16 protein-coding genes are annotated in these 18,337 nt (G+C 61.5%); 8 read left to right on the forward strand and 8 right to left on the reverse strand.

The genetic code is table 11. The annotated features are described in order from the left end of the window. Window positions 1-27 precede the first annotated feature (27 nt). The 5 genes from ABIB78_RS02120 to ABIB78_RS02140 all read left to right on the forward strand — a co-directional run bounded on the left by ABIB78_RS02120 (window position 28) and on the right by ABIB78_RS02140 (window position 5,833). Window positions 28-1,383: a DUF1254 domain-containing protein gene (locus ABIB78_RS02120; protein WP_429020874.1), complete on the forward strand. Its 1,356-nt coding sequence runs from the start codon at window positions 28-30 to the stop codon at window positions 1,381-1,383. A 95-nt stretch (window positions 1,384-1,478) separates the two neighbouring features. Continuing rightward, the gene (locus ABIB78_RS02125; RefSeq protein ID WP_429021521.1) at window positions 1,479-2,477 is read left to right on the forward strand and encodes a DUF1254 domain-containing protein; all 999 of its coding nucleotides are present in this window, start codon (window positions 1,479-1,481) and stop codon (window positions 2,475-2,477) included. Between the two features lie 10 nt (window positions 2,478-2,487). Beyond that, the gene (locus ABIB78_RS02130) at window positions 2,488-2,727 is read left to right on the forward strand and encodes a DUF3302 domain-containing protein (protein WP_429020876.1); all 240 of its coding nucleotides are present in this window, start codon (window positions 2,488-2,490) and stop codon (window positions 2,725-2,727) included. Further along, window positions 2,727-3,668 (forward strand): HlyD family secretion protein, encoded by a 942-nt coding sequence (locus tag ABIB78_RS02135; RefSeq protein WP_429020878.1) that lies wholly within the window; start codon window positions 2,727-2,729, stop codon window positions 3,666-3,668. Before ABIB78_RS02130 ends, ABIB78_RS02135 begins: the two co-directional genes overlap by 1 nt. A 158-nt stretch (window positions 3,669-3,826) precedes the next feature. After that, a complete protein-coding gene (locus ABIB78_RS02140) occupies window positions 3,827-5,833 on the forward strand; it encodes an adenylate/guanylate cyclase domain-containing protein (RefSeq protein WP_429020881.1) in 2,007 nt (668 codons plus the stop codon). Window positions 5,834-5,860: 27 nt separating this feature from the next. Here the strand turns inward: ABIB78_RS02140 and ABIB78_RS02145 are convergent, their stop codons facing one another. Beyond that, window positions 5,861-6,913: a SphA family protein gene (locus ABIB78_RS02145; protein ID WP_429020883.1), complete on the reverse strand. Its 1,053-nt coding sequence runs from the start codon at window positions 6,911-6,913 to the stop codon at window positions 5,861-5,863. 342 nt (window positions 6,914-7,255) lie between these two features. Between ABIB78_RS02145 and ABIB78_RS02150 the strand changes: the two genes are divergently transcribed. Beyond that, window positions 7,256-7,450, forward strand: coding sequence for a sigma factor-like helix-turn-helix DNA-binding protein (locus tag ABIB78_RS02150; RefSeq protein WP_429020885.1), 195 nt, complete (start codon window positions 7,256-7,258; stop codon window positions 7,448-7,450). Between the two features lie 242 nt (window positions 7,451-7,692). Here ABIB78_RS02150 and ABIB78_RS02155 read toward each other — a convergent pair whose 3' ends face one another. The 7 genes from ABIB78_RS02155 to ABIB78_RS02185 form a co-directional block, all read right to left on the reverse strand. Then, window positions 7,693-8,625, reverse strand: a complete 933-nt coding sequence (locus ABIB78_RS02155) for a sugar-binding protein (protein WP_429020888.1) — start codon at window positions 8,623-8,625, stop codon at window positions 7,693-7,695. Between the two features lie 94 nt (window positions 8,626-8,719). Beyond that, the gene (locus ABIB78_RS02160; RefSeq protein WP_429020890.1) at window positions 8,720-9,802 is read right to left on the reverse strand and encodes an ABC transporter permease; all 1,083 of its coding nucleotides are present in this window, start codon (window positions 9,800-9,802) and stop codon (window positions 8,720-8,722) included. After that, window positions 9,802-10,566 (reverse strand): ATP-binding cassette domain-containing protein, encoded by a 765-nt coding sequence (locus ABIB78_RS02165; RefSeq protein WP_429020893.1) that lies wholly within the window; start codon window positions 10,564-10,566, stop codon window positions 9,802-9,804. The genes ABIB78_RS02160 and ABIB78_RS02165 overlap by 1 nt, the downstream gene beginning before the upstream one ends. A gap of 40 nt (window positions 10,567-10,606) precedes the next feature. Further along, window positions 10,607-11,956 carry a carbohydrate porin gene (locus ABIB78_RS02170; protein ID WP_429021523.1) on the reverse strand — a complete coding sequence of 450 codons (1,350 nt, stop codon included), beginning with the start codon at window positions 11,954-11,956 and terminating at the stop codon, window positions 10,607-10,609. Window positions 11,957-12,255: 299 nt separating this feature from the next. Next, the gene (locus tag ABIB78_RS02175) at window positions 12,256-13,317 is read right to left on the reverse strand and encodes an ABC transporter permease (protein ID WP_429020896.1); all 1,062 of its coding nucleotides are present in this window, start codon (window positions 13,315-13,317) and stop codon (window positions 12,256-12,258) included. Next, window positions 13,314-14,840 carry a sugar ABC transporter ATP-binding protein gene (locus tag ABIB78_RS02180; protein ID WP_429020899.1) on the reverse strand — a complete coding sequence of 509 codons (1,527 nt, stop codon included), beginning with the start codon at window positions 14,838-14,840 and terminating at the stop codon, window positions 13,314-13,316. Before ABIB78_RS02180 ends, ABIB78_RS02175 begins: the two co-directional genes overlap by 4 nt. 64 nt (window positions 14,841-14,904) lie before the next feature. Then, window positions 14,905-15,870: a sugar-binding protein gene (locus ABIB78_RS02185; protein WP_429020902.1), complete on the reverse strand. Its 966-nt coding sequence runs from the start codon at window positions 15,868-15,870 to the stop codon at window positions 14,905-14,907. 241 nt (window positions 15,871-16,111) lie between these two features. Between ABIB78_RS02185 and ABIB78_RS02190 the strand changes: the two genes are divergently transcribed. Further along, window positions 16,112-17,383: an ROK family protein gene (locus tag ABIB78_RS02190; protein WP_429020905.1), complete on the forward strand. Its 1,272-nt coding sequence runs from the start codon at window positions 16,112-16,114 to the stop codon at window positions 17,381-17,383. A gap of 83 nt (window positions 17,384-17,466) precedes the next feature. Then, window positions 17,467-18,225, forward strand: a complete 759-nt coding sequence (locus tag ABIB78_RS02195) for an SDR family NAD(P)-dependent oxidoreductase (RefSeq protein ID WP_429020907.1) — start codon at window positions 17,467-17,469, stop codon at window positions 18,223-18,225. Window positions 18,226-18,337 lie beyond the last annotated feature (112 nt).

The raw sequence follows: 18,337 nt of genomic DNA on the forward strand, positions 1-18,337 counted from the left end.
TCAATTTCGATGAAATGGGGTTCGTTGATGTTTCTCCGCACTTTGACCGCTGCTGCTTCACTATGGGTGATGTCGTCGATATGCGCATCCGCACAATCCGTTTCCCCGGCCGACGCCCAGGCAATTGCGAAGGATGCTTATGTCTATTCCTACGCGATGTTGGAAAGCTACCAAACTTGGCGTACACAAGCGGTCGACAAGACCGCAAATGGATATGTCGGTGGCTTCAACGTGTTCCGGCACTATTCGGAGCCGTTCACGCCGGATAACAAGGACATCGTGACGCCGAACAACGACACGCCTTACTCCTGGGCGTGGCTCGACCTGCGTGCGGAGCCGATGGTGGTCAGCGTGCCGTCGGTGCCGAAGGACCGCTACTACGTGATGCAGTGGATCGACCTGTTCACGCAGAACTTCGCTTACATCGGCGTACGGTCGACTGGCTTCGGTGCCGGCAACTACATGATCGCCGGGCCGAAATGGCGGGGCAAGAAGCCTGACGGCATCAGGGAGGTGTTCAAAGCCGAAACCGAGATCGTCGGCGGGCTGGCGCGGACCTCCTTGCAGGGTCCCGACGACGTTCCGAACGTCAAGGCGATCCAGGCGCAATACAAACTTCAGCCGCTAAGCGCTTTCCTGAAACGATCTGCACCGCCGGCGCCCCCGCCTATCGACTTTCCGCCCTATGACAAGGCCAAGGCCCGGACCCACGATTTCATCGGCTACCTGAACTTCCTGCTGCAATTCGCCGAGCCGCCGGTTCCAAGCGAGGTTGCGATCCGCAAACGCTTCGAGAAAATCGGCATCGGACCAGGCAAACCGTGGGACGCTTCGAAGGTCGATCCCGCAACGCTTGCGGCGATCGATGCCGGCGTGAAAGAGGGGCAGGCGGAGATTGATGCACTGGCGGCCAAGACCTTCAGCACGAACGGCCTGTTCGGCTCCCGCGCGCAGCTGAAGACCAATTACCTGCAACGCGATGTTGGTGCCATGAAAGGTCTCTACGGCAACTCGCTCGAGGAAGCCTGGTATGGCGGCTACGTCTGCGACGGGAGCAAGCCGGCAATCGTCCATTTCACCAAGGCCAATCTGCCGCCGGCAAAATTCTTCTGGTCCATGACCATGTATACGATCCCGGACCGGTTTCTCTACGCCAATCCCATCAATCGTTACTCGATCGGCGATCGCACCAAGGGCCTCCAATACGGCAAGGACGGCTCTCTGACGATCTATGTGAGCAACGCCCCGCCGGGGAAAGACAAGGAAAGCAACTGGCTGCCGGCGCCCGCGGCGAAATGTAGCCTGGTGGCGCGTGTCTACGGTCCGAGCAAGGCTGCAATGACCGGGGCATGGAAGCTGCCGCCGCTGGAACCAATGCAATGACGAGCGTGCCGATGAGTCAGAATCTCCAAACAAGGTTTTCAGTTTAAACGGGAGGCATCTTGAAGTTCAGATCAGTACGTTTCGCCATGCAGGGGATGCTTGTTTGGACAGGCGCCGCCTTGGCGCAGTCCTCCCCCGCCGACCCAACTCCCGTCACAGTTGACAATTTTGTTCGCGCCGAATCGGATCTGTACTTTCGCGGCATATTGAAGGACAGCGGGGCAGTCGGAACATTCCTGCACCGCCGCGAGCCGGCGCGAATCGACAATCAGACGGTGATTCGTCTCAACCGCGACACGCTTTATTCGTCCGCTGTCTTCGATCTAGATGCGGGGGCGGTGACGATCACGCTGCCCGATACGGGCGAGCGCTTCATGTCGATGCAGGTCATCAACGAGGATCACTACGTGCCGGAAGTCGTCTACGGTAAGGGTGCGTATACCCTGACCAAGGACAAGGTCGGAACGCGCTATGTTGCCGTCGCAATCCGGACATTGGTCGATCCGGCCAATCCAAAGGACGTGGACGAAGTTCATGGACTCCAGGATGCGATCAAGGTCAGCCAGAAGGCAACCGGCAAGTTCGAGGCACCGAACTGGGACTCCGCGAGCCAGAAGAAAGTGCGCGACGCATTGCTGGTGCTCGGTTCGACCATCCCGGATTTCAAGAAGGCGTTCGGCACCAAAAGCGACGTCGATCCTGTCAGGCACCTGATCGGATCGGCGGCGGCCTGGGGCGGCAATCCCGACAAGGATGCGATCTACCTCAACGTCACGCCAACCGGGAACGATGGCAGCACGATCTATAAGCTCGATGTGAAAAACGTCCCCGTTAACGGGTTCTGGTCCGTCAGCGTCTACAATGCCGAAGGCTACTACGAGAAGAACGCTTACGACGCCTATTCGATCAACAGCATCACCGGCGAGAGACGCGCCGACGGTTCGATCGCCGTCCAGTTCGGTGGATGTGACGGCAAAATTCCGAATTGCCTGCCGATCACGAAAGGCTGGAATTATACCGTTCGTCTCTATCGGCCCCGACCCGAAATCCTGACCGGCAAGTGGAAATTTCCCGAGCCGCAGCCGGCCAGCTAGAGGAGTGATCATGAGCGGTTACGACATCTTCGCCTGGATCGTGCTCGTGATCCTGCTCGCGAGCGCGATCGGCGTCGTCTGCATTGCCGGCTGGTTGCCGGGACACATCGCCAAGTCCCGCAACCACCCGTATGCGCAGGCGGTGACGGTCGCGGGCTGGATCACCCTGTTCTTCGGTTTTGCGCTGTGGCCGATTGCCTTGATCTGGGCCTACGTCGACGTGCCCCCGCGCAAGACGGGAGACGCATGATGGCGGTCGCGATCCTCAACATCTATCTGTTGCTGCTGTTCCTGCTGGTGCGTTTCAAGGTCGTGCCTTTCAATACGTTTTGGAAGACTTCGCCGTTCATCGTTCTGGTGCTTGTGATGTTCGGCCTTCTGGTTCCGATGGGGTGGGGCGCGCCGCAAGGCAACGCGATGGTGGTGCGCAATGCCGTCTCGATCGTGCCCGACGTAGCGGGCGAGGTAACGGACGTGCCCGTGGTGGCGAACGTTCCGCTCAAGACCGGAGACGTGCTGTTCAAGATCGATCCGACGCCCTACGCGGCGCAGGTGAAGGCGATCGAGGCCCAGTTCAAGCTGGCCAAGACGCGCCTCGGCCAGATGACGCAGCTCTATGAACGTGATGCCGGCCGCGCCTTCGACGTCGAGCAGCGCCAATCGGAGGTTGACCAACTTGGCGGTCAGCTGGAATCGGCGCAGTGGAATCTCGACAAGACGGTCGTTCGTGCACCGGCCGACGGCTACGTCACCAATCTTGCACTCCGCAAGGGTGCGCGGGTCTCCGCTCTGCCGCTATCACCGGTGATGGCGTTCATCGACACGTCCAACACCATCATCGGCGTCGAGATCAACCAGATTGACGCACGCTACATCGCGCCCGGACAGGACGTCGAGGTCACCTTCAAGTACGCGCCGGGGCAAATCCATACCGGGAAGGTTGAGAGCGTGCTTCAAGCGATCGCGACCGGTCAGGCGCTGACCTCGGGCACCGCGGTGGCGCCGAAGGCGATCGAGGCCGCTCCCTTCATCGTGCGAGTCAAGCTCGATGATACCGGCTTCGCCGACCGCTTGCCGGCCGGCAGCACCGGGACGGCGGCGATCTATACCGATCATTTGAAGCCCACCCACATCGTCCGCCGTGTGGTTCTGCGTCAACTTGCAATCCTCAACTACGTCAACCCGTTCTAGTGAGGACCAACTCATGGAGAAGAGGACCGTCGGAGCCCCCCAAGCGTGCCTTGTCTGAGCAGAGGACGGGCTTCGCAATGACATCGAGGCGATCCGGATTCATGCTGCGTCGGATCCAGACTCTACTGCGGCCGGGCACAGTATTCGGCGGATCTGCCATGAGTTTTCGTATCGCCCTTACCACCTGTGTCATGTTGATGATCGGCCTGTTGGCTGCTCTGCTCATTATTGTTCAGATCCGCACACTCGATCTTGCTGTTGAAGATGCCGCAACGTCGACGATGGAGGCGGCCAGCAGAAATACGATTTCGCTTCTGCAGTATCAGGTGGAGATGCTTTCGCGGGCGACCCGAACGCTGGCTTTCAGTCCCGCGATCACCGGATCAGACGAGCCGGACGAAGTAAGCTCGTCGGCTGCCTTGATGAGAAACAATCTTGTTCAGTGGCCGGCATTGGACAGCATCTATGTCGGCTATGACAACGGACACTGGTTGCAGGTCCAACGTCTGGCGGAACTGAAGGGCGAGCAGCGCAGTCGCGTAGGAGGACCACCCGAAGCGGCATTTGCCGTCACGATGACCCGCTGGAAAGACGGTCGGGAAATGCCGACCACGCGGGTGTTTCAGGACGCGGCCGGCAACCCGATTGGACGGATTGAAATTCCGCCGCGCGGTTACGATGCTCGGCAGCGTGATTGGTACCTCAATGCCCAGAAAACCGGGCAGCTGGTCACTTCCGCTCCCTATCTTTCGTTCAACCTGCGCGTCCCCATGGTCACCTTAAGCGCGCCGGTTCAGGGAGCGGCATTGGGGGTTGTCGGCGTCGATCTCAAGCTCGACGTCTATAGCGCTTCGGCACCGATCCTGAAGTTCGGCAAGAGCGGCTATCTCGTGGTCTTTGACGCCAATCAGACCATCATCGCACATCGCGACTACGCCGCCATGTTTGCTCGCTCGTCCGCCGACCCCGTCGCCGCCAGGCTTCCGAGCACGCATGATCTGAAGGGCAGTCTCGAAGGCAAGATCATCGCGGATTGGGACAAGACCAGCCCCTATTGGCGCAAGCTGCGCGGGAGCGACCACAAGGAGTATTTTGCTCGTCTCGAAACGATCGCTCTCGGTCCGACTTTGATGGCAAATGTCCTCCTTATCGCGCCTGACGATGATTTTGCCGCCGGCATCAGAACCCTCAACACGAAGGCGAAGATCTGGGCACTGATTGCCTCCTGTCTATTCATCCCGGCGGCCTGGATCTTCGGCACGCGCATGTCCAAGACCGTCAATGCCATTACGGTTGAGGCAGACCTTCTCCAAACGATGGCGCCGCCGCGAGACAACCCGATCGGATCTTTCGTCACCGAGCTCGACACCCTGGGCAGGACGATTCATAAGTCCCAACGCGCCATCTGGTCGTTTTCCCGGCTCGCACCGCGCGAGATCGTCCGTGGTGTGCTCGACAATTCGATCTCCACAGAGCTTGGCGGCAAAAGACAGGAGATAACGGCGCTGTTTACCGATGTGCGAGGGTTTACCACCATTGCCGAAGCCGCCGATCCCGATGCACTCATGCAGCAGACGTCTCGGTATTTTTCGGCGCTAACAGAAGTGATCCTGGCGCAGGGAGGCACAGTTGACAAGTTTATTGGTGACGCGGTGATGGCGTTCTGGAATGCGCCGAACCGGCAAGCCGATCATTGCGAACGCGCCTGCCGTGCTGCGTTGCAGGCAAGGGCCGCCAACGAAACCATCAATCGCCAGTTTGATGCAGAGGGATTGCCACTGTTCCACACACGCTTCGGAATCCATGCTGGTGAGGCTGTGGTTGGCAATCTTGGCTCGTCGGAACGGATGAATTACACGGTGCTCGGAAATGTCGTGAACCTCGCCGCGCGGCTGGAAGGACTGAACAAGGACTACGGAACGCAGATCCTCATCAGCGAGGCAGTGTACGCACGGACCAAGCATCGGTTCTGCTGCCGGCTTGTGGATACGGTGGTCGCCAAGGGAATGGCTGCCGAGACTCGGATTTACGAACTCCTCGGGGAGAAGTCTGAACGCAGTGCCGAGATTCGGGCCATTGACGGAATCAATGTTGCCGCCGAGGAGATCACCGGACCGCACGCGCGTGAAGCCAAGGATGCCAAGAATGGCTCCGCGCAGGTCTGATCGTACGCGTCGAAGCGGGTTCAATCCCTACTTCGTGATTGAATGTTTCGTTGGCGTCACCGTGGAGGTCGGTGCGGCATTCGAGATCGAGAAGGTCAACCACACGTTCCAGCCTTCCGGGCGATTTTCTGCGGCAAATTCCTTGTAACCTTTGAGGTTCAGATATCCTTGCTTGTCCCCTATCGGAAACAAATAACCCAGTTGCGGACCGGCACCGAAAACGCGCGACCTGAACCCACCCAGAAAGGGCGCCGCTCCGAAATCATCGGTAATCTGCTGATAGGCATACCCGACCAGGCCGACAAAAAGCTGCTTTGACAGAAAGTGGGATGCTCCCCAGTCAAAGTGGAAATCGATCCCGCTTTGATATTGCGTCGTCGGGTTCTTGAAATTGTAGGTAAAGCCGGCGACGCCGGAAAACTCGTTACCCGTCGCAGGATTGAGGTAGGTGTAGCCGCCGCCCAGGTCGATGCCGCCATGTCCGATACCGATATTGGACAGACGCGTGGAGTCGTAGGCGCCGACGGGAATGTCGCCGAATCCGTAGACCATGTAGTTGTGGACACCCTGGTTCCACTTCAGCGACACCAATGGATAAAGGTCACCCACGCCAGTCAGCGAATCCGACAAAAGCCCATTGCGTGTCGCGACAATCGGTCCGACCTGCGCGGTCAATGTGCCGGAGATGCTGGTATCGAGGTGACCGACAATGCCGGTGACGCCGACGGCAAGTTGGCCGCCGAGCACCGGCGTCGCGAAGGTATATGTTGGCGCAACAAATAACAGATCGCCACTGGCGTTCAGATTGGCGTTGAGATTGACGTTGGCCGTCGCCGGGACCTGGCCTATCTGGATCTGGCGTGCTGCCGCAACGTTGCCTGAAGCCTCCACGCTGGTGTGGTAGGCCACCGTGCCGAGCGACCATCCCGGAACGGCGGGGGCGGCAGCCAGGCTTCCGAACTGGCCCGGAAGCCAAAGCGAAACGCCGCTTTCATCCGCGTGAGATGCTTGAGAAACGAGCAACAACGCCGCTGAAGCGGCGAGCGCCATCCGGCCGAGATTTGAGAAGACAATCTTCATTGCACCCCCGCAGCCCGTCAATATCGCAAGTAGAGCAGAATCGGCACTGAGAATCTGTAGCCGTTCGGTCACAAGCCGCTCTGAAATTGAGCAGAATCTCAGCGTGGAAGGCCCTTCCCAAGTTCGAGACCCTGCCGCGCCTTGGCAACTGTCGGGCGCGTCTCATACGTCACCATCATGCGAAATCCTAATCTTACCGCGTCACAAACGGTGGTCTGGGTGGTCGGCGCGTCGCCTGGGCTCCTCCGACTTATCTTTTTCGTATCGCAATGTCGCGAAGGACCGGCGCAGGGCCCAAACCTATCGCGTCAGCGTGTCTGAACCCGATGCGCTACTGGATGTGTGCGACGATCAGCCCGACACCGCACGGGTCGTCGAGGCGCGCTGCGAGTTCGCGGCCTCAAATGCGCCTTGGCCGAGCTTCCGGAGCGGCCTCGCCTGGTGCTTGAGAGCATCTCGGTCGAGGACGTAACGGCACACGAAGCGGCGACCCATCTGCAGGTCAGCCTTCGCACGGTCGAAAATGACCCAGGCTGACCTGCGGCACTGTACGGCGGCATTTGGCCGCACCGTGGTCCGTCGCCGCGGCGGACCAGGCTGCGGCCGAATCGATGTCGGCAAGATCGAGCAGTCTATCCTTCTCGACGGCGACGGGGCGCGGGACAACGCGCACCGTCTTCGATTTTCTGCCGTCATGTGCAATTTCGGAGGTCGTGGTCCTCCAGCATCTGCGTCGCGCGCGTAAGCTTCGGTCCGTTCAGTCGATTGCGCGTTCGTGCCTACTTCAACATCGTCGCGACGTTGTCCTTTGTCACGACGTCGAGGCCGGTGTGGATGATCTCCGGCACCTTCTGGCCCCTCTTGATGGCAAGCAGCGTATCCATCGCTTTCTCGCCCATCTCGAACGGACGCTGGCCGATCAATGCATTGGCATAGCCCTCGTTCAGAAGTTCAAGCTGCATCTTGAGGGTGTCGGCCACGACGAGCGTGAACTTGCCGGCGTCGATGTCCTTCTTGCTCTTGCTGGCAAACGCCTTGAAGCCTTCCGGGGCAAACATCGGCCAGCCGCCGACCGGGATGATCGCCGCGAGGTCGGGCACAGCGGTGCGCAGATCGGTCATCTGCTGAACGCCCAGCGCGGGGTCGTCGTTGCAGAACGTCGGCGATCCCCCGACTTCGGTCCACTTCGAGCCCTTGAGCGCCTCGCGGACGCCGTCGACGCGTTCGGCCAGGTTCTTCGCACTCGGCCCGCCGGAGACCATCGCGTATTTGCCGCCATCGGGCCGGAGCTTCAGCAATTGCTTGCCGAGCGCCACGCCGAACTCCTTGTTGTCGGTGCCGATATAGCCAATCCGCTTCGAGCCCGGGGCGTCCGAGTCAAACGTGATGACGGCAATGCCGGCCGCCGTTGCGGCCTCGATCGACTTGGTCATCGCCGCGACATCGGCAACCGAGATGGCCAGGCCGTCCACCTTCTGGGTGATGAAATCCTGGATGATCTGCGCTTGCGTCGCCGGCTCGTGCTCGACAGGACCCTTGTAGATGCATTCGACGTTGCCGAGCTCCTTGGCGCGCTTCTGGCAGCCGTCGCGGGCGAAGTCGAAGAACGGATTGTTCATCGCCTTGGGCACGATCACGAACTTGTAGCTCTGGGCAAAACCGGGCGTCGCCATCATGGCGACGATCGCGGCCGCTAGAAGTGTCTTCCTCATTGTTCCCTCCACATTGTTTTTGTGCCTATCCCTTGAAATCGGCGGCTCCCGGAGGCGGATAGGCGGACATTCATGATCCTCCAGGACGAACTCGTCAGGCCATGCGCGAGCGAAGACGATCGACCAGCACCGCCGCGATGATGATCACGCCCACCAAAGTCTGCTGCCAGTAGGAGTTGACCTGCGCGAGCACGAGGCCGTTGCGGATCACCTCGAGCAGCACGCAGCCGACGATGGCCCCGAGCGGGCCGCCGGCGCCGCCGGCGAGATCGGCACCGCCGATCACGGCGGCCGCAATCACGTTGAGCTCGTAGGATGTCGCCATGTTTGCCGGCGCCGATCCGAGCCAGCCTGAGATGATAATGCCCTGCAGACCCGCGGCGAGCGCGCAGATCACGTAGATCTCGATCTTCACCCGCACGACCGGAATGCCGGTCAGCGCAGCCGCCTTCTCATTGCCGCCGACGGCAAAGACGTGGCGGCCAAAACCGGTGTGATGCAGCACGACCGCCATCGCCACCGCAAGAACCACGAGATAGACGAACGGCACCGGCATGCCGAACACGACGCCCGATGTCAGCGCGTAGAGATAATCGGCTTCGGGGCCGCTGGGAAAGCTGCCGCGGCCGTTGGAGACGACGTAACCGAGGCCGCGTACGATCGAGAGCATGCCGAGCGTGGTGACGAAAGGCGACAGCCCAAGCACCGCGATGCAGAAACCATTGACGAGACCGACGATCAGCGCGACGCCGAGCCCCGCAAGGACCGAGACGAGCAGGATCAAGCCGGGCGTATTGGCGATCACGGTTTTGCCGTCAGCCGCCAGATGCACGAACCACTCCGCGCCAGGCATGCCCGGTGTCGAGATGTGCGTCATGACCATCGAGGTGATCATCGCGGAAAAGCACATCACCGAGCCCACCGAGAGATCGATGCCGCCGGTGATAATGACGAAGGTCACGCCGAGCGTGGCGATGGCGACGAAGGAAAAGTTCTTCGCCACATTCTGCATATTGCCTTCAGTGAGGAAGTAGGGGCTGGCGAAGTTCATCACCACGAACAGTGCCACCAGCGCGAGCAGCACGTAGCCGGTCTGCGAGGCAAACAAGCCGCTCCGCCACCATTTGGCCTTGCCTACATTGCTAAAGGTGATGGGAGATTCCAGCGACGTTGCCATCACGCAGCCTCCTTCGCTCCCGTAATGAGGGAGGTGACTTCCTCGGGGCTGGTGTCGCCGATCGCCTTGTCGGCACGTTTCTCGCCGCGGCGCATCACGACGACGCGGTCGCAGACCGCGAACACGTCGGGCATGCGGTGCGAGATCAGCATGACCGCGACGCCCTGTTCCTTCAGGCGATGGATCAGGCTCAGGACCTGCTCGACCTGGCGGACCGAGATCGCAGCGGTCGGTTCGTCCATCATCACCAGCTTGGCATTGGAGAGCCGCGTCCGCGCGATCGCGACCGCCTGACGCTGGCCGCCAGACATCTGTTTGACGAGATCGTGCGGACGGGTCTCCGAGCGCAGCTCGCCGAACAGCTCCAGCGCGCGGGCTGCCATCGCCTTGTGGTCGAGAAAGGCGAACGGACCAAGCTTGCGCTTGAGCTCGCGGCCGAGGAAGACATTGGCCGCTGCCGTGAGATTGTCGGCGAGCGCGAGGTCCTGGTAGACCACCTCTATACCGACCGCACGGGCATCGATCGGACGCACGAAATGAACCAGCTTGCCGTCAAAGCGGATCTCGCCGTGACTTGGCGGGAAATTGCCGGCGATGATCTTGACCAGCGTCGATTTGCCGGCGCCGTTGTCTCCCATCAGGCCGACCACCTCGCCGGGAGAAATGCGCAGATCGACGCCATGCAACGCACGAATGGCGCCGAACTCCTTGCCTATGCCCTTCAACTCCAGGACCGCCAGCCCGGCGTCGTGAGGGGTTACCATGGCTGGCCTCGTTCAGGCATGTTGGCAGACCGCCTCCGGCTCAGAAGTGCACCAGCGTGCGCAGACCAAGTACCCAGGCATTCTCGGTCTTGATGCCGGCGGCATTATAGCCGCGCCCGCCAGGATTGATCACGTACTGGGCGTCGAACTTGAGGTTCATCCAGCCAGTCGCCTGCCACCCGTACCAGGCTTCGATCGGAACTTCGTTTCCGCCCGCATTCAGGGTGAGCGCAGCCGAATTCACGTGAGTCGTACCCACCGCGAAACCGACTTCGTCTTCCGGGCGCCAGGAGAACGTTCCGGTGTGCCTGAAGCCCAAGGCGACCTGGTAGTCCTGATACGACGTCCGGTGATCGGCGACAGTCGTATTGAGGAACATGTACCAACCCTGTGCTTTAGCACCCTCTACGGTCAGCCGCTGCAGGATCGACTCATAGACGCCATAGCGGCCGCGTTGATCACCCAGATTCTGGTCCGAGACACCGCCGATGCCCGGGGCGATCGCGATGATACCGGGGAGGCCGCCGTCGATCGTCGACGCGCTGTCATACCAGCCGCCGAATCGCCAGGTTCCGTTCAGAGGACCGCTCGGCGCCCAGACCACCTCGACCGGCACTAGCACGCCGGAGGCCCGGCTCGAGCCGGGGACGCCCGGCAGGAAGTAAGTCGCGGAGTCCGACGTCGTCAGATAGTTCGGATTGGCGTCGTAGACGCCGACCGAAAGCTGCCATTCCTTGGCGAAGTTGTAGTGTGCGACACCGGCCCATTGGCTCACTGGCCAGTTATAGATGTAGCCGCCCTGGATATTGCCGGGCTGGCCGCCGCAGAACGTCAGGTTGATGAACTCACACAGGCCGAAGAAGAAGTCGGAGCCGACCGGAAGACGGCCGCCCTTGAGTTCAAGGCGATCATCGAACAGTTTCTGCGAATAATAGAGTTCGGTCAGGCGAAGAATACTGCCGCGGCCGAACACTTCGTTGGTCAATTGCAGCGCCGGAATTCCCGCCTCGTCATTCAGGTTGCGGCCGAAGCGGTCGACCAGCGTAAGCCCAACTGTGCCGCCCTGGATGCCGGCAAGCTTTGCCATGTCGAATTTCGCTTGAAAGAACAGCTGTCCGGCTTGGGTCGCTGTGTTCCTGTTGCCGCCCGACAGATTGCCGACGGCTTCGTCGCCCAGCGTCAGGGCCAGCGAGATACCCCGCTCCTTCAGCTGCGTTCTGCCGAGATCGCCGAACAGATACGGTCTTGTCCAGAAATCATCGGTCTCCATGTAAGGCACGGGCGGAGCCTTCGTTAGGAGATCGGCCGCATGCGCGCTGCCGCCGAACAAAGATAACAAGGCGATCCCCACGCCGCATGCCCGAGCGGTGTCTACAGACCTAAGTGACATTTTCTGCACTCCCAGCGTCCCCGGCTTTGTCTATTTTTGTGTCACGTTCCCGCCCAAAGCCCTTCAGCCCGGAACGTGCCCCGTCAGTGTATCGACCCGTCAACTTGAGATAGAAACTGCGCGCACACCAAAGCCTTTCAAGACGGTGGTGAGGGTCCGGGTTCGGCTCACTGCGCCGACGCAACCGCCAGCGCTGCGTGCTTCGTCAATCTTGCGCATCGAACTCCTCCCCATGTTCCCCTACTCAAGCATCGCGACCATATTCTTGCACCCGGTCGCGGTTTTTCCTCATCGAATTGTCACGCCTGATCGCCCGCACTCGTCGGCAGCGCAGCCGCGCCGTGCGTAGATGCGCTTTGCAGAATTGTGGTCTCCTTCGATCTTGGTGCCGTGCGGGCCAGGCCGGCCAGCGCGGCCTTGCGCCGCCGCCGGGCCTGCAATTGCTGATCCGCCAGCACGCCGATCAGGATCACCGTCCCCATCACCGCAAAGTTCAGCGAATTGGGAATGCCCAGGATGTTCACAAGGTTCTGCAGCACCTGCAGCAATGCTGTCCCCAGCACGATGCCGAGAATGGAGCCCTCGCCGCCGCGCAGGCTGCACCCGCCGAGGACGGCAGCCGCAATCGCATAGAGTTCGTAGAAATTGCCGAACGAGCTCGGAGAGACCGAGTTGGTGTAGAAGACGAACATCACGGTCGAAACGCCGGCGAGGCCGCCGCTGATGACGTAGGCGGTCGCGATCACGATATTGGTGTTGATACCGGAGAAGCGCGCCGCTTCCTCGTTCTTGCCCACGGCATAAAGCCAGCGCCCGTAGACCGATCGATGCAACAGCACGCCGAGGACCAGCGCTAGGATGATCAGGAAGATGAAGGTGTTCGGAATGCCCGCGACATTGCCGGACGCGATGTTGCTCAGCGTGCTGGCCTCGTCACCGTAGCCGAAGCCGCGCGTCGAGTCGCTCGTGTAGTAGCGCGCGGCGCCGCGATAGATCAGCAACCCGCACAGCGTCACGATAAAGGGCTGCATTTTCAGCCGCGTGATCAGGAAGCCCTGGATGCCTCCCAGTGCAAGCCCGCCCATCAGGACCAGCAACAGCGCGAACGGCCAGGGAACCTGATACGTCGTCAGCAGGTCGATGAAGATGACGCCAAGCAGCGCGAACATCGAGCCGAGCGAAAGATCAATTCCTCCGGTGATGATGACGAGCCCTTCGCCCAGCGCGAAGACACCGAACAGGCCGATCAGATTGGCCATGTTCAGCAGGTTCACGAACGACAGGAAGGCCGGATTGATCGCGCCCGTGATGGCGGAGATCACCGCCAGCAGCAAGAACAGGCCGAGTTCCTTCTTCATCATGGCGCAGCGGCCTCCATGGTTTCGAGCGCTTGGCCGACCGCCAGCCTCAACACGTTGTATTCGCTGAACTGGTCGCGCTCGAGCACGCCGCTGACACTGCCTTCATGCATCACCGCGACCCGGTCGGAGACGCCGATGACTTCCTCCATGTCCGAGGAGATCATCACGATCGCGACGCCCTGGTCGGCGAGGCTGCGCATCAGCGCGTAGATCTCGCTCTTGGCGCCGACGTCGATACCACGGGTCGGCTCGTCGAAGAACATCACGCGCGGCTGCATGGAGAGCCACTTGCCCAGCACTACTTTTTGCTGGTTGCCGCCGGAGAGCGTCACGGCCTCCATGTCGACGCTCGGCGCCTTGATGGACAGGCGCCTGGCCTGGTCCTTCGCGATCTTGCGCTCGGCCGTGCCGTTGACCAGCCACATCCGCGCATGATCCAGCAGGCTCGCGAGCGTCACGTTCTCCCGGATCGGCAGTTCCAGCACCAGCCCGGATTTCTTGCGATCCTCCGGCACCAGATAGATCCCTTGCTTGATCGCGTCCCGCGGCGAGGCGACGCCGACCGGCGCGTTGTCGATCCTGATCGCGCCACCCAGCAGCGGGTCAACGCCGAACACCGCGCGGGCAAGGGAAGTGCGGCCGGCGCCTACGAGCCCGGCGAGGCCGAGGATCTCGCCGCGCCGTACGGACAGATTGATCTGCCGGTCGGGAAAGGCCGATGTCACAACGCCGGCGATATCGCAGCCGCCCGGCTGTGGCGCACGCGCCGGCGGCGTATACAGCGCTTTCAAATCGCGGCCGATCATCAGCCGGATCATGCCGGCATGGCTTAGCTCGTCCCGCGCCAGCTCCCCCACGGTGCGCCCGTCGCGCAACACCACCACGCGATCGGCGCAGCTCATGATCTCGCCCAGCCGGTGAGAGATGTAGATCACCGAGATGCCATGCGCCTTCAGGTCGGCAATCACCTCCAGCAGCCGTTCCGTCTCCGAAATCGTCAGGCTGGAGGTCGGCTCGTCCATGATGATCACGCGGGCATCGATAGAGAGCGCCTTGGCGATCTCCACCATCTGGCGCTCCGCGATCGACAAGTTCTCGACCAGCGTGCTCGGCGTGAAATCGGCGCCCAGCCGGTCGAGCAGCGGCATCACGCGGGCGTGCATCTCCGCGTTGTCCACCAGCTTCAGCGGTCCGCCGGCAAGCTTCTCGCGCCCGATGAAGACATTGGCTGCGACGTCGAGATTCTCGAACAGGTTCAGCTCCTGGTGCACGAAGGCGATCCCCGCGAGCGTCGCCTCGCTCACCGTCATCCGGGTGTGCTCGTTACCGCCGATGCGGATCACGCCCGCGCTCGGTGCGATCACGCCTGCCAGTACGCGCATCAGCGTCGATTTGCCGGCGCCGTTCTCGCCGATCAGGCCCAGCACCTCGCCGCGGCAGACGCGCAAATTGACATCGTCGAGCGCCCTGACGCCGGGATAGGTCTTGCTGATTCCGCTGAGTTCGAGCAGCGTTTCCGCCATTCGGCATGTCCTCCTGCACACCGCCCGGCGGCCTGTGGCGGCCGGGCGGTGAAGCCGACTGATGTCACTTCTTCAGCAGTTCTTTCAGATTTGCGGCGAATTCCGCGACGTTGGACTTGCCGATCACCTTGGTCGGCACGATCAGCTTGCTGTCCTTTGGAATCCAGGACTTGTCGCCGTTCAGCGTCTTGATGATGTTGGTGGCTGAGAGATAGCCGAACTCGTATGGCTGCTGCACGACCGTGGATTCGATCGTGCCGTCGGAAATGCCGCGCAGAGTCCGCTGGTCCTCGTCGAAGCCGACGATCTTCACCTTGCCGGCCTTGCCCGCGGCCTTCACCGCATCATAGATCAGCGGCGTCTCGTAGCTCCACAGGCCGGACAGCAGCGCAATGTCGGGATATTTGACGAGCACGTTCTCCATGTTCGCCTTGGCCTTGGCAAAGTCCACTTGGTCGGTGAACACGTCGACCAACTCGACCTTGGTGCCGGCGATCGATTCCTTGATGCCCTGCACCCGCTCGCGAGCGTTGTCGGCGTCCATCGTGCCGACGAACAGCGCGATCTTGCCGCCGTTCGGCAGCGCCTTCTTGATCTCCTCACCGGCCTGCCGCCCGGCCGCGACGTTGTCGGTGCCGATATAGGCGAGGCGATTGCTCTGCGGCGCATCGCTATCGGTCGTGATCAGCACGGTCTTGGCCGCAACCTTGTTGAGTTCTTCAGTTGCATGCGGCGCATCGTCGACCGAGATCGAGATGCCGGCGACGCCGCGCACCAGCAGGTCGTCCAATTCGCGCCGCTGGCCGGCTGCCGTCCCTTCATTAGTGACGATCAGCTCGATATTGTATTCCGGGTGCTCCTTCTGCGCCTTCTCAAGCCCGCGGCCCGCGATGGTCCAGAAGTCGGCCGCGACATTGGTCACCAGCGCGATGGTCTTTTTCTGCTGCGCCTGTGCTACCCCTGTTGCCATCGCGAGCGCGGCTGCGCCCGCCAATAGCGGCACGATCAATTTTCTCGTTGAGACATTCATATGCACCTCCCTGTCGACACCCCCGGTGAGGGGATTTCACGCCCGGCGCTTTTCACGCCTTATTTTATTCACGTAACTAATAAATTAGCGCGACAAAATGTCCAGTCAAGGATGTTGTCGCTCGTGTCTTCAAGCAAAAATAGTGTAACGGTGATGTATTGTTGCCACTACCCACGCCTTTTGACCTTTATCTGAGCTGCCTGCGTTGAATAACTTCACCAAACGAATTAAAGATGCCGGCATGAATGAGCAGTCCGAACCGCTGAGACGTGCTTCAAGTCTGGCCCGCGGATCGAACCGAGGCCGTCTCGTCGAAGTCCTGCGGCGTCAGGGGCCATTGCCGCGCGTTGAGCTCGCACGCAGCACGGGATTGAGCTTCCCGGCCATTTCGGCCATCACGTCGAAACTGATGGCGGAAGAGCTGTTGTGCGAAGCCGAGACAGAGACGGCGACGTCCTGGTCCGACGATGCCGACGAAGAGGATGCGGATGGGCTGAACGGCCGTCGCCGCGGCCGGCCGGCGGTCCTGCTGACCTTGAATCCCGAGTTTGGCCGCATCATTGCGGTCTCGCTGCGAATGAATCTGATCGAGACATTGATCGCTGATTTCAGCGGCTCTGCCCTGGCGCAATCGCGACTTGAACTCACGACGCGCGGGCTCGATGCAGACGCGTTGCGCGATCTCGTGATCTCGCAGATCGACGCCATGCTTGATGCGACGGCCACGCCGCGGCATCGGCTGCTGGGAATCGGGATAGCGCTGCAGGGCATCGTCGACGCCGACACCGGCCGGCATCTGTGGAGCCCGGCGCTGTCGATCACCGACGTCGATCTGGCGACGCCGATCCGCCAGGCATTCGGCGTCGAAGTCGTGATGGCGAACGACGCGGTCGCCGTCGCGCTGGCCCTCGCAGCCGCCGAACCGGCACTGGCGCAGGGCCTCACGGCCACGCTCATGGTGGGCCATGGCGTCGGCATGGGCATCATTGTCGACGGCGAAGCGCGCTGGGGCGCGGGCGCGGGCAGTGAGATCGGCCATGTCAAGCTGGCGTCGAACGGTCCGCAATGCCGTTGCGGTCAACGCGGCTGCATCGAGGCCCATCTCGCCGACTATGCGCTCTACCGTGACGCCCGCACCTTTCTCGACCTGCCGCCGGCGGTGTCGCAGCAACCATCCGAGGCGCAGATGGCTCTGCTGCGCGCGCGGGCCCGCGCCGGCGATCCGCGTCTCGAGCAGTTATTCCGGCAGGCAGGCCACGCGCTTGCCGAGGCGGTCGCCACGACGATATCGGTTTTGCGGCCGCATCATCTCGTCCTTGCAGGTCCCGGCCTGCAGGCGTTCGACATGATGCGCAGCGCCTATGAGGAGCGGCTCGACCATGCGGTGTTGCCGTGGCTGCTCCAGTCCACGGCAATACATGTGCGCCCCAGCGAGTCGGCGACAATTGTCGACGGCATGGTGCGGCGGACGCTGCGGCTCGTGGACCACAACCACATGGAGACGACCGAGTGAACCTCGGGAGTTGTGGCTCTCTCTTGGCTTGAGCCGCAGCAACGTAACCGGCGCGCTTCAGGCGCCAAATCGAGAGAGTGCCAATGCAGGGTGCCATCTATCCAAGCCTCAAGGACCGGACCGTCCTGGTAACCGGTGGCGGCTCCGGCATCGGCGAGGCCATCGTCCGCCAGTTCATCGGCCAGGGTGCGAGGGTCGGATTCATCGACATCGATGAGACGACCTCGAGGCAGCTGCTTGCCAGCCTGCCGGCGCAGTCCAGCGTGCATTTCGAGCACGCCGACCTGCGCGACATCCCGGCCCTGCGACGCGCGGTCGCGGGCATCCGCGAAGCGCTCGGGCCGGTGACTGTCCTCGTCAACAACGCGGCGCGCGACGACCGTCATGCGATCGAGGACGTCACGCCGGAATATTGGGACGAGCGGTTCGCCGTCAATCTGAAGCATCAGTTCTTCAGTGCCCAGGCGGTCGCTCCGGACATGATCCAGGCCGGGGGCGGCGCGATCGTCAACATCGGCTCGGTGAGCTGGGTGATCGGCCAAGGCAACATGCCCTGCTACACCACCGCCAAGTCAGCCGTTCAGGGTCTTACCCGTGCGCTCGCCCGCGATCTTGGGCCGAGCAATGTGCGGGTCAATTCCATCCTGCCCGGATGGATCATGACCCAGCGGCAGCAGGATAACTGGTTGACGCCGGAAGGTGAGGCCGAGCTGATGCAGCGCCAATGCCTCAAGCGCAAGCTCGTACCCGACGACATCGCGCGCGTCGTGCTGTTCTTCGCCGCTGACGACAGCGGCGCCTGCACCAACCAGAACTACATCGTCGACGGCGGCTGGGTCTAGCACAGACCGAAATACTGTCGAGAACGCGATCAACTCGGGACAGAGGCGCCATTCCAACTCAGCCATGGAATTATCCGACCGGATGGTCAATAAATGGCGGTTCGGACACGGC

Origin of the sequence: Bradyrhizobium sp. I1.14.4, from assembly GCF_050435825.1 — a bacterium.
Classification (GTDB): Bacteria; Pseudomonadota; Alphaproteobacteria; order Rhizobiales; family Xanthobacteraceae; genus Bradyrhizobium.

Bases quoted from the DNA above. Each gene is read 5' to 3' on its own strand.
- ABIB78_RS02120 (WP_429020874.1), top strand. From the start codon at position 28: ATGTTTCTCCGCACTTTGACCGCTGCTGCTTCACTATGGGTGATGTCG.
- ABIB78_RS02125 (WP_429021521.1), top strand. From the start codon at position 1,479: ATGCTTGTTTGGACAGGCGCCGCCTTGGCGCAGTCCTCCCCCGCCGAC.
- ABIB78_RS02130 (WP_429020876.1), top strand. From the start codon at position 2,488: ATGAGCGGTTACGACATCTTCGCCTGGATCGTGCTCGTGATCCTGCTC.
- ABIB78_RS02135 (WP_429020878.1), top strand. From the start codon at position 2,727: ATGGCGGTCGCGATCCTCAACATCTATCTGTTGCTGCTGTTCCTGCTG.
- ABIB78_RS02140 (WP_429020881.1), top strand. From the start codon at position 3,827: ATGAGTTTTCGTATCGCCCTTACCACCTGTGTCATGTTGATGATCGGC.
- ABIB78_RS02145 (WP_429020883.1), bottom strand. From the start codon at position 6,913: ATGAAGATTGTCTTCTCAAATCTCGGCCGGATGGCGCTCGCCGCTTCA.
- ABIB78_RS02155 (WP_429020888.1), bottom strand. From the start codon at position 8,625: ATGAGGAAGACACTTCTAGCGGCCGCGATCGTCGCCATGATGGCGACG.
- ABIB78_RS02160 (WP_429020890.1), bottom strand. From the start codon at position 9,802: ATGGCAACGTCGCTGGAATCTCCCATCACCTTTAGCAATGTAGGCAAG.
- ABIB78_RS02165 (WP_429020893.1), bottom strand. From the start codon at position 10,566: ATGGTAACCCCTCACGACGCCGGGCTGGCGGTCCTGGAGTTGAAGGGC.
- ABIB78_RS02170 (WP_429021523.1), bottom strand. From the start codon at position 11,956: ATGTCACTTAGGTCTGTAGACACCGCTCGGGCATGCGGCGTGGGGATC.
- ABIB78_RS02175 (WP_429020896.1), bottom strand. From the start codon at position 13,317: ATGATGAAGAAGGAACTCGGCCTGTTCTTGCTGCTGGCGGTGATCTCC.
- ABIB78_RS02180 (WP_429020899.1), bottom strand. From the start codon at position 14,840: ATGGCGGAAACGCTGCTCGAACTCAGCGGAATCAGCAAGACCTATCCC.
- ABIB78_RS02185 (WP_429020902.1), bottom strand. From the start codon at position 15,870: ATGAATGTCTCAACGAGAAAATTGATCGTGCCGCTATTGGCGGGCGCA.
- ABIB78_RS02190 (WP_429020905.1), top strand. From the start codon at position 16,112: ATGAATGAGCAGTCCGAACCGCTGAGACGTGCTTCAAGTCTGGCCCGC.
- ABIB78_RS02195 (WP_429020907.1), top strand. From the start codon at position 17,467: ATGCAGGGTGCCATCTATCCAAGCCTCAAGGACCGGACCGTCCTGGTA.